Raw genomic sequence first — 8,989 nt, 5'->3', positions numbered from 1 at the left:
CCGCCCAGCACGGCGCCGACGTCAAGGACGAGCGCCCCTACGCCTGGTTCGTCTCCTACGCCAAGGACAAGGACGGCAGCTCCCCGATCGCGGTCGCCGTCTTCGTGGACCCCAAGGACATGGACATCCCGCGCTCGGAGATCATGGGCGGCGCCCTCGGCGGCCCGATCGCCAAGTCGGTCATGGAAGCCGTGCTGAAGAAGTAGGCAGGGAAAAGGCGTGGGGGGTGCGGCCGGGTGGGCGGGGCGGGCGGCTCCGTACGATGGCGGCATGACCGAAGAGCCCCGCCCCCGCCGTCTCGTTCTCGCCTCCCAGTCCCCCGCCCGGCTGGGTCTGCTGCGGCAGGCCGGGCTGGCGCCGGAGGTCGTCGTCAGCGGCGTGGACGAGGACGCGCTCACCGCTCCGACGCCGGGCGAGCTGGCCCGCGTCCTGGCCGAGGCGAAGGCGGTCGCGGTCGCCGCCCGCCCGGAGGCCGGCGGCGCCCTCGTCGTCGGCTGCGACTCGGTGCTGGAGCTGGACGGCCAGGCGCTCGGCAAGCCCGTGGACGCCGAGGACGCCACCGCCCGCTGGAAGTCGATGCGCGGCCGCTCCGGTGTGCTGCGGACCGGCCACTGCGTCATCGACACCGCGACCGGCCGCCGGGTCTCCGCCACCGCCTCGACCACCGTCCGCTTCGGTGAGCCCACCGACGCCGAGATCACCGCCTATGTCGCCAGCGGTGAACCCCTCTCCGTGGCGGGCGCCTTCACCCTCGACGGCCGCTCCGCCCCCTTCATCGACGGTATCGACGGCGACCCGGGCAATGTCATCGGCCTGTCCCTGCCGCTGCTGCGCCGGCTGCTCGCCGATCTGGACATCGCGATCACCGACCTGTGGAGCTGAGCGGCGGGGCCGACGGCCTGCGCGGTATCCGGCGGGTACGCGCCGACGGCCGGCGGCGTGCCGCGCCCCTCGCGGCCGAACAGGTGGCTGCCGCTCGGCGGCAGCCGGGTCCGGGCGAGCGGCCGGTTCCGGGCGAGCGGCCGGTTCCGGGCGAGCGGCCGGGCCGGCTCGGCGAGCCCGCCGGCGGCTCCCCCGGACCGAGCGGCACGCCGTGGCCGAGCGGGGCGGGGCGCCCGGTGCGGTCGTAGCGGCGGGTGGAGGATGGCGGCTCGATGCGCGCCGCCAGGTCGGGGCGCCCGTCGACCGATACGGGGACCGGCAGCGCCGTGAGCCCGCCGAGGAACTCCCGCACGGCCGACGGACGTTCCTCCGGCGGAACCGGACGGCAGACGGCCAGGTGACGGACGGCCAGGTGGCGGACGGCCGGACGGAAGGCGGCCGGGTGGACCGGGGCGCGTCAGCCGGCCGTGGCCGGGATCGGTGCGAGCATCCCCTTGGCGAACAGGCCGCGGCAGGCGAACGCCCCGAGGGCGGTGACCAGTGACGCGCCGACGGCGGCCGCGAACACACCGTGCGGGCCCAGCGGCTCGACCAGCAGGCCGCCCAGCTGCTGGCCCACCGCCTGGCCCGCGACGGTCGCCAGCGACGTCCAGGTGAACGCCTCGGTCAGCAGCCGGCTGTCGTTCAGGGTGCTGACCAGGGCCATTTCGCTCGCCGAGATCAGCGCGACGGGCGCGCCGCCGACCGCGAGCGCGAGGCCCAGGGTGAATTCCGAGGTGGCCAGCAGCGGCAGCGCGGTACCGGCCGCGTACGCCAGCAGCAGCCAGGGGAACCGCCGGTGCGCCGGCCACTCCGCCTGGGAGCGCCCCAGCCACACGCCGCCCAGTGCGCTGCCGATGCCCCAGCAGGCGTACACGACACCGGTATGGCCGGAAGTGCCGTGCCGGTCGACGAAGGCCGGGATGGCCAGCGTCATCAGGCCGATCGGCACGGCCGCGACCACCATCACCCCGGTCAGCGCGCGTATGGGGGGTTCGCGCAGCGGCCCCAGCACGCTGAGCGGGGCACCGGGCTCCGCGCGCACTGTGTGAACCTTCTCCCCCGTCTCCCCGGGGAGCGGGGTGAACGCGAGACCGAGCGCCCCGGTGCCGCCCAGCGCGGCGACGGTGGTGAGGGCCATGCCCGCCGAGCCGGTGGCCATGAGCGCGGCGAGCAGCAACGGGGCGCCGATGGCCAGCAGTTCGGTGATCAGCGCCTCCCACAGGTAGGCGGTCTCCCGCTCCTCGTCGTGGAGCGGGAGGCGCGCCCACAGGGAGCGCATGCACGGGTTGGCGGGCGGCAGCGCGGCACCCGCGACGACCGCCAGCGCGAGCTGGCCGGGGGTGCCGGGACCGGTCCCCCAGACGAGGACGGCGAGCGCCGGCGGGTAGACCAGACCGGTGGCGAGCAGGACACCGCGCCGCCCGTCCCGGTCGGCGCGGCGGGCGAGGAACGGACCGCCCAGGGCCATGCCCACGGTGTAGAGCGCGGACACCAGCCCGGCCTGGGCATAGCTGCCGCCCTGCTCCCGTACCACCAGCACCATGGCCAGCGACATGAGGTAGACGGGCAGCCGGGCGACCACGCTCCACCAGGCGGGCCCCGCCACATGCCGGCGGGTCAGCAATCGCCGGAACCGCCGGAACATCCCGATCATCGCTGTTCAGCGCTCCGTTCCTGGTTCGGTACTCGTTGTCCGTCACGCGTTGTCCGTCACGCGTCGCCCGCTGCGGACGGGGCCCGGCCGTCGCGCATGCACGTCACGCATGCACGTCACGCATGCACCTCCCGCATGCACCTCCCGCATGCACCTCCCGCGTTCAGGGGGACAGCGCCACCGCACCCTCCGCATCCGCCACGACCTCGATACGGAACCGCGCCAGCACCCCGCGCATCCGCGTCTCCACCTCGGCCGCCGTGTCGCCCTCGATGTGGACGTGTCCGGACGAGCTGTGCGAGGCGCGGCGGGCGGTGACCCGGTCGCCCGGGGCGATCCGCAGTACGGCGTCGAGGACCCCGGGCAGCCGCAGCAACTCCTCCCGCGAGGTGATCCCCTTGACGGTTCCGGTGGCCGGCAGCGGCAGCAGCAGATCGCCCACGCACCGCCGCTCGCCGTAGTCCAGCCTGGGCCGCCGGCCGGTGTAGACGTCGAGGGTGGCGCCGAAGATGTCGAATCCGTAGGCGTGACCGTGGTTGGCGGCGATCTCGCACCCGGCCGGCCGGAGACCGACCTCGCCCGCGTACGCCTGGCCGTCGATCTCGAAGAACTCCATGTGCAGATAGCCGTGGTCGATCCGCATCCCGCCGACGACGCGCCGGACCAGCGTCGCCACATCCGTCACCGGCCCCGGCCCGCTGCCGACGCTGATGTGGGCGTTCATCCCGCCGTCGACGGTGTCCAGCGGCCGGCACGGCAGCGCGCTCGGCCAGACGTCCGGCACCGCACCGTTGTGGACCAGCGCGCACACCTCCCACTCCGTACCGGGCAGGTACTGCTCCACCATCCAGCGGCGGGCGGCGAGGTCCACCTCCCGCAGGTCCTCCGGGCCGTGCAGCAGGAAGGTGTCGATACAGGCGAAGGAGTCGACGGGCTTGAGCACCAGGGGCCATCCGTGGGCGGCCGCGAAGCGCCGCACCTGGGTGGCCGTGCGGACCCGTTGGTACGCGGCCGTGCGCAGGCCCAGGGCCCGGAACCGGTCCTTCATCGCGGCCTTGTCGCGCACCCAGAGAACCTGACGCTCCGTCAAATGCGGGAGTCCGACGAGCCGCGCGAAGCGCTGGGCGATGTCCTGGCGGGGTTCGGAGGGGTTGCAGAACCGCGTCGGCCGGGCGGGCCGCCCCTCGATCCAGGACAGATAGCGCACCGCCTCCGTTTCGAGCGGTGCGTCCCGCCGGATCCAGAACGCGGGCAGGTGGGCGGTGTCGCGCAGGTAGTCGGGCGGCAGCTCGCCGGACGCGTCCTCGAACCGCAGCAGTACCAGCTCTTCGGGGCCGCGCCGGGCCGCGTAGCGGCCGAAGGAACAGGGACGGTCGTCCGCCAGCAGCAGGACCGGGCCCAGTGCCGCGTTCACAGGGTCTCTGGCACCTCCAGCGTCTCCGGCGTCTGCGGTGGCTGCCGGAAATACGGTCGGGGGCTCGTCGGTGACATCCGGCCGGGCGGTGCGGGCGGCCGGGATCCGGCCGGTCTCGGCATTCGTATGGGGCATCAGTTCTCCGGTCCAAGCGAACTCGACAGCGGAATCGACGGCGGAATCGATGACGGAATCGACGGCAGACGTGACGGCGAATCGGCGCCGAACTCAGCGGCACGGCAGGCTCAACGGCAACGAACTCGGTAGCGGGCTCGGTAGCGGGCTCGGCAGCAGACTCGGCAGCAGACTCGGCAACGGACAGTCGTGGAGAACGGGATTCCTTCGCGAGGGCTCCAGGTGAACCGAGGGCTCCAGGTGAACCGAGAGGTCCGGGAAAGCCGGCAGCTCCGGCTGGTCCGGGACATCCGGCGGGACCGGCGGACCGGCGGACCCGGCGGCCGCTCAGAACCCCGTCGGCGCCAGGGCGAGCTGGCGTACGCGCCTGGCGACCCGTTGCGCGCCCCGCAGATCGTCCACGGCCGGATCCACCGCGCTCCACGGCGACCGCGTTCCCTGCCCGTACGGCGGCCACAGGCCCGGTTCCGTGGGGTCCCCGACCGTGCCGACCGGCACCACCTGACCCGTACGGCGGGCCAGATCCTCCTGGCCGGGTCCCAGCGCCGGCAGGAAGGTCAGCGGGGCGCGGCGCGCCTGCGCCAGCGACACGGCGGTGAGCGTCGGCGACGCGAGGAACACCTCGGCCGAGGCGTGCAGCGCGTCGGCGTCCACCTCCCGGGCCAGGTGCACCCGCACCCCCTCGACCGGGGCGAGCGCCTCCCGCACCCCCTCGGCCCCGGTGTCGTACACCACATCGCACCGTCCGGTACGCCGTACCGCCTCCTCGGCCAGCGGCCGGAGCGTCAGCTCGGCGTACACCTCGGCCGCGCCGCCGCTCACGCCGTACGCCGAGAAGAGCAGCAGGCTGCCGGAACGCTTCCGGTCCCGTCCGAGGCGGCCGGGTGCCAGTACCCCGGTGGGCTGGGCGCCCTCCCGGCTCACCGGCTTCGGCCCCGGCAGCCAGGCCGGTACGTGCACCTGCCGGATCGCCGCCGTGGTGACCGGCAGCTCCGCCGTGGTGTGGCCGGAGTGCAGGTACACCACCGGCACGTCCCGTTCGGCCAGCTCCCGGGCGGCGCGGGGCACATCGCAGACCAGCGCGGCATCCGGGCACGGGCCCTCCGGCGCCGCCCCCTCCTCCCCATGGACGAGTTCCAGCTCCGCCAGGTGGGCGGCGACCCGGCGCCGGGCGGTCAGCGAGTCGAGCTGCCGGGCGTCGTCCACCAGCAGGACGCGTTGCCGGACCGGTCCGTTGGGGGAGGGTGCGCTCAGTACTGCCATGGCTGTACGGCCCCCAGTCCGGCCACGTCGTCGCGGTATCCGGCGGCCGTGCGGAGCCCGCGCGGACCGTTGTCGGACGTGCCGGGCGGGCGCCGGCAGACGCCGTGCGTACCGGCCCGACCGCCGTCCGGACCGACGGTGACCTGTGCGAGCCCCGCGACAGCCCGGGGCAGCGGCTCGGCGAAATCCGCCGGTAAATAGCGGAACGTGTCGCGGGAGAGCGCGAATTCACCCATGAAGCAATCCGCGTTACAGGCTTCCAGAATACGGATGAACAGATACCTCTGACGTTCCTTCATGCGGGTTTCCGGTCTGTCGTAACGGTCGGTGTCCTTAGTGCGCGGGCCGGTACGTGGTCAGCGGCCCGGTCCGCCCCGCGGTGACCGCTTCCCCGCGCACCGCCTCCGCGACGGCCGCCCGGTCACCGGCGGCGTTGTCGTACCACCAGTCGATACCGCGCTCCGCCGGCCGGGTGCGGACCGGCCGGGGCGTCGGCCCGGCGAACCCCAGCGGCCGCGGCGAACGGTCACGCAGCGCAGCGATGACGGCGCTCGGCTTTCCGGTGCCGCCCCGGCCGAAGCCGGCACCGGCGAGGACGGCCGTCCCGGCGAATTCGGTGGAATCCGTCTCCATGAATGACTCGAACCCCTCCGTGAGGTACGGCCGAAAGGGCCGTCCGCCAGCCGGATGCAAATGGGCGAGACACTATGGTCATTGACCGACGAAGTGGGACGCAAGACCACCTAACGACACTATCCAGCCATTCGCTGCAACTGCACACACATACGAAAAATCGCTCAGCTGCCGAACGGCCGCGCGGGCCGCACGGCCTCCGGCGCCGCCCGCTCCGCCGTCGCCAGCAGGGCGGCGAGCGCGTTGCGCAGCAGCAGCGCGTGGACGAGCTGCCCGTCCGGCGGCGGCACACAGCGCCAGGACAGCGGCCAGGTCCAGCCGTACAGGGCGGGCACGAGGACGTAACTCACCCGCCCCGGCCCGCCGGTGAGCCGCTCGGCCTCCCGCGGCCAGGGTCGGTGGCCCGTACTCCCGGGCGGTACGAGGAAGTACGTCGACCGTCGGCCGTTCGCCTCCGTGATCACCGGACCGGTCCGCCCGCCCGTCAGCCGCTCCATCAGGTCGGCCAGATCCCGCCCGGTCTCCCCGTCGACCCGTACGGCGTCGAAGTGGACGCCCGCCATGCGCAGTTGGTGCCCGCTGGCGGGCACCCAGCCGAGATTCGGCCGGTCACTTTCCGTATTCATGGCGCAAGTGTCAGTGGTCGGGGCTAGCGTTTTCCATAACGGAGCGTGTGTCCGCGAACACGGTGCGCTGGGTGCGGGCTGCCGTTGATCCGAGTTGAGCCCACTGGAATCAAGGCGGTGACCGCAATGGCGCGGGCAGAGAACAAGAAGGCGGCCCCCACGGCCACTCGACTGGCAGCGGATATCGCCCGCATCCTGCGGCAGCACGCGAAGCTGACACAGGAGGTCCTCGGCAAGAAGATCGGCTACACGGGGTCCGCGATCAGCGCGATGGAGACGGGTGCGCAACCGCCGAGCGAGGAGATGCTGTTGGGCCTGGAGAAGGTGCTGGGACAGGGGTTGGGGATCTTCAAGGAGGCGGTGAAGTACCTCGCGTTGGACAAGTACCCGAGGCAGTTCTCGGACTTCGCGTTGTTGGAGCAGAAGGCGCTGACCTTGTCCTCATACGAGACCGTCGTGGTCGACGGGCTCTTCCAGACGGAGGAGTACGCACGTGCGCTGATCAGCGGCGGCTACCCTCCACTGTCCGACCAACGGGTACAGGACCTGGTCGAGGGTCGAATGGCTCGCAAAGCGCTGTTCGACCGCTGGCCGACCGCTCTGCTTGAATTGATTCTCGACGAGTCCGTACTCCGCCGCACCATCGGTAGCCACGAGATCATGCGCGGTCAGATGTTGCACCTCATCGATTGCGCTCAACGGCGCAACGTCACTCTTCAAGTGCTGCCGCTGGACTGCGGGTTGCGCGGTGAGCACGCGGGCGACCGAGGGCCGATGAAACTCGTGGAAACTCTGGATCACGATCGCGTCGTATACCTGGAAATCCAGGACAGCGGCACACTCATCACCGATCCGGCCGAGGTGTCCACACGCGCCCAGAGGTATGCAAAGATCCGCGCACAGGCCCTGGGCCCAGATGCATCGCTGGCCCTTATCGAGCAGTCGGCAGGAGAGAAATGAGCGACGCCCTTCGATGGTTCAAGTCCACCTACAGCGACTCCGGCGGCGGTAACTGCATCGAAGTCGCATACGACTGGCACAAGTCCAGCTACAGCAACGACAGCGGCGGCGAGTGCGTAGAGATCGCCTACGACTGGAGCAAGTCCAGTTACAGCAACGACAGCGGCGGTCAGTGCGTAGAGATCGCCCTCCCCTCCCCCGGCGCCGCCGTCCACATCCGGGACTCCAAGAACCCCGGCGGGGCGATACTCACCGTCGCGCCCGGCGCCTGGGCGGCCTTCGTCGCCCACGCCACGCGCTGACACGCCGCGCGATGCCACGCCACCGGCCGTGACCGGGCGTTTTCCGACCGGTCCGGAAAACGTCCGCGCGTTTTCCGGACCGGCGCCGGGTGGCGCGCATCATGGCGGCACCGCTCGATCCCGACGCGACCGCGAGGAGTGCGCACCATGCCCAAGATTCTGATCATCGCCGGGGACGCCACCGAGGACCTGGAGTTCTTCTACCCCTACCAGCGGCTGCTGGAGGAGGGGTACGAGGTGCGGGTGGCGGCCCCGTCCCGGAAGAAGCTACGGTTCGTCGTCCATGACTTCGTCGCGGGCTACGACACGTTCGTGGAGCGCGAGGGGCACTCCTGGCCGTCCGATCTGGCGCTGTCCGAGGTCGATCCGGCCGCGTACGCCGCCGTGGTGCTCCCCGGCGGCCGGGGGCCCGAATACCTGCGCAACGACCCCGACTTCCGGCGCGTGATCACGCACTTCTTCGACGCCGGCAAGCCCGTCGCGCACATCTGCCACGCGGCGATCGCGCTCGCCCCGCTCGGCCTGCTCAAGGGGCGCCGCACCGCCGCCTGGAACGCCTGCGCGCCGGACGTGGAGATGGGCGGCGGCACCTTCGTGGACGCGTCCGCGGTGGTGGACGGCAATATCGTCTCGGCCCGCGCCTGGAACGACCACCCCGACTGGATGCGCGCCTTCCTGCGCGTCCTGCGCAAGGAGGCACCGGTGGAGTCCGCCGAGGGCTGAGCGGTCCCGGGGCGCCTCGGGGGTGTGTGAGGCGGGTGGGCCGTACCGTCCCCGGCCGCTCGTCCCCCGGCGCCCGTCCGCGTACACCCGTTCGCACACCCCCGAGGGAGCCGTCAAGGGGTGGATCGCGTTCCGGCCGAGGGGCTCGGCGATCGAGGCGCCGGTGTTCTCCGGGCGGGTGAGCGGCTCACGGACGTGGCGGATCTGCTTTTCGGTCATGGACGGCCGGCGACCGAGGCGTGCACCACCGGCACGGGCGGCGTCGAGACCCTCGTGGGTGCCCCGGACGACGAGTTCGCGGAGGACCTCGGCGACAGGGCGGCGAGGACATGGCGCTGGTGCGGTTTGCCCCCGA

Annotated in this window: 10 protein-coding genes and 1 pseudogene; 5 read left to right on the top strand and 6 right to left on the bottom strand. The window is 72.3% G+C overall.

Annotation, left to right across the window (positions count from 1 at the left end; all coding sequences use genetic code 11):
- Both ACLJWH_RS36195 and ACLJWH_RS36190 read left to right on the top strand, forming a co-directional pair.
- Positions 1 to 206 (top strand): annotated as a pseudogene (locus ACLJWH_RS36195) (penicillin-binding protein 2); the annotation flags it as partial.
- 64 nt (positions 207 to 270) lie between these two features.
- Entirely contained in the window at positions 271 to 882 is a 612-nt protein-coding gene (locus tag ACLJWH_RS36190) for a Maf family protein (RefSeq protein ID WP_387806368.1), read from the top strand.
- A 457-nt stretch (positions 883 to 1,339) separates the two neighbouring features.
- Here the strand turns inward: ACLJWH_RS36190 and ACLJWH_RS36185 are convergent, their stop codons facing one another.
- From ACLJWH_RS36185 to ACLJWH_RS36160, 6 genes are all read right to left on the bottom strand, one after another.
- Positions 1,340 to 2,578: an MFS transporter gene (locus ACLJWH_RS36185; protein WP_411146036.1), complete on the bottom strand. Its 1,239-nt coding sequence runs from the start codon at positions 2,576 to 2,578 to the stop codon at positions 1,340 to 1,342.
- Positions 2,579 to 2,741: 163 nt separating this feature from the next.
- Positions 2,742 to 3,992 (bottom strand): ATP-dependent carboxylate-amine ligase, encoded by a 1,251-nt coding sequence (locus ACLJWH_RS36180; protein WP_411146035.1) that lies wholly within the window; start codon positions 3,990 to 3,992, stop codon positions 2,742 to 2,744.
- A gap of 462 nt (positions 3,993 to 4,454) precedes the next feature.
- A complete protein-coding gene (gene blsF / locus ACLJWH_RS36175; protein WP_411146034.1) occupies positions 4,455 to 5,390 on the bottom strand; it encodes a CGA synthase-related protein in 936 nt (311 codons plus the stop codon).
- Positions 5,378 to 5,626 carry a hypothetical protein gene (locus ACLJWH_RS36170; protein ID WP_411146033.1) on the bottom strand — a complete coding sequence of 83 codons (249 nt, stop codon included), beginning with the start codon at positions 5,624 to 5,626 and terminating at the stop codon, positions 5,378 to 5,380. The genes blsF and ACLJWH_RS36170 overlap by 13 nt, the downstream gene beginning before the upstream one ends.
- Positions 5,627 to 5,723: 97 nt before the next feature.
- Entirely contained in the window at positions 5,724 to 6,023 is a 300-nt protein-coding gene (locus ACLJWH_RS36165; RefSeq protein WP_411146032.1) for a hypothetical protein, read from the bottom strand.
- Between the two features lie 164 nt (positions 6,024 to 6,187).
- Positions 6,188 to 6,649: a hypothetical protein gene (locus ACLJWH_RS36160; RefSeq protein WP_411146031.1), complete on the bottom strand. Its 462-nt coding sequence runs from the start codon at positions 6,647 to 6,649 to the stop codon at positions 6,188 to 6,190.
- A 126-nt stretch (positions 6,650 to 6,775) separates the two neighbouring features.
- Here ACLJWH_RS36160 and ACLJWH_RS36155 point away from each other — a divergent pair, with 126 nt between their 5' ends.
- From ACLJWH_RS36155 to ACLJWH_RS36145, 3 genes are all read left to right on the top strand, one after another.
- On the top strand, positions 6,776 to 7,609 hold the full coding sequence (locus ACLJWH_RS36155) for a helix-turn-helix domain-containing protein (RefSeq protein ID WP_411146046.1): 834 nt from the start codon (positions 6,776 to 6,778) through the stop codon (positions 7,607 to 7,609).
- Positions 7,606 to 7,911 (top strand): DUF397 domain-containing protein, encoded by a 306-nt coding sequence (locus ACLJWH_RS36150; protein ID WP_411146030.1) that lies wholly within the window; start codon positions 7,606 to 7,608, stop codon positions 7,909 to 7,911. Before ACLJWH_RS36155 ends, ACLJWH_RS36150 begins: the two co-directional genes overlap by 4 nt.
- A 147-nt stretch (positions 7,912 to 8,058) precedes the next feature.
- Entirely contained in the window at positions 8,059 to 8,634 is a 576-nt protein-coding gene (locus tag ACLJWH_RS36145) for a DJ-1/PfpI family protein (RefSeq protein WP_411146029.1), read from the top strand.
- Positions 8,635 to 8,989 lie beyond the last annotated feature (355 nt).

This window comes from Streptomyces sp. x-80, assembly GCF_046549095.1.
In the GTDB taxonomy this organism is placed as follows: Bacteria; Actinomycetota; Actinomycetes; order Streptomycetales; family Streptomycetaceae; genus Streptomyces; species Streptomyces celluloflavus.
This window is presented reverse-complemented; position numbering and strand designations above follow the sequence as displayed.

What these genes read in the sequence shown, in the direction of transcription:
- ACLJWH_RS36190 (WP_387806368.1), top strand. Translation starts at nt 271, where the DNA reads ATGACCGAAGAGCCCCGCCCCCGCCGTCTCGTTCTCGCCTCCCAGTCC.
- ACLJWH_RS36185 (WP_411146036.1), bottom strand. Translation starts at nt 2,578, where the DNA reads ATGATCGGGATGTTCCGGCGGTTCCGGCGATTGCTGACCCGCCGGCAT.
- blsF (WP_411146034.1), bottom strand. Translation starts at nt 5,390, where the DNA reads ATGGCAGTACTGAGCGCACCCTCCCCCAACGGACCGGTCCGGCAACGC.
- ACLJWH_RS36170 (WP_411146033.1), bottom strand. Translation starts at nt 5,626, where the DNA reads ATGGGTGAATTCGCGCTCTCCCGCGACACGTTCCGCTATTTACCGGCG.
- ACLJWH_RS36165 (WP_411146032.1), bottom strand. Translation starts at nt 6,023, where the DNA reads ATGGAGACGGATTCCACCGAATTCGCCGGGACGGCCGTCCTCGCCGGT.
- ACLJWH_RS36160 (WP_411146031.1), bottom strand. Translation starts at nt 6,649, where the DNA reads ATGAATACGGAAAGTGACCGGCCGAATCTCGGCTGGGTGCCCGCCAGC.
- ACLJWH_RS36155 (WP_411146046.1), top strand. Translation starts at nt 6,776, where the DNA reads ATGGCGCGGGCAGAGAACAAGAAGGCGGCCCCCACGGCCACTCGACTG.
- ACLJWH_RS36150 (WP_411146030.1), top strand. Translation starts at nt 7,606, where the DNA reads ATGAGCGACGCCCTTCGATGGTTCAAGTCCACCTACAGCGACTCCGGC.
- ACLJWH_RS36145 (WP_411146029.1), top strand. Translation starts at nt 8,059, where the DNA reads ATGCCCAAGATTCTGATCATCGCCGGGGACGCCACCGAGGACCTGGAG.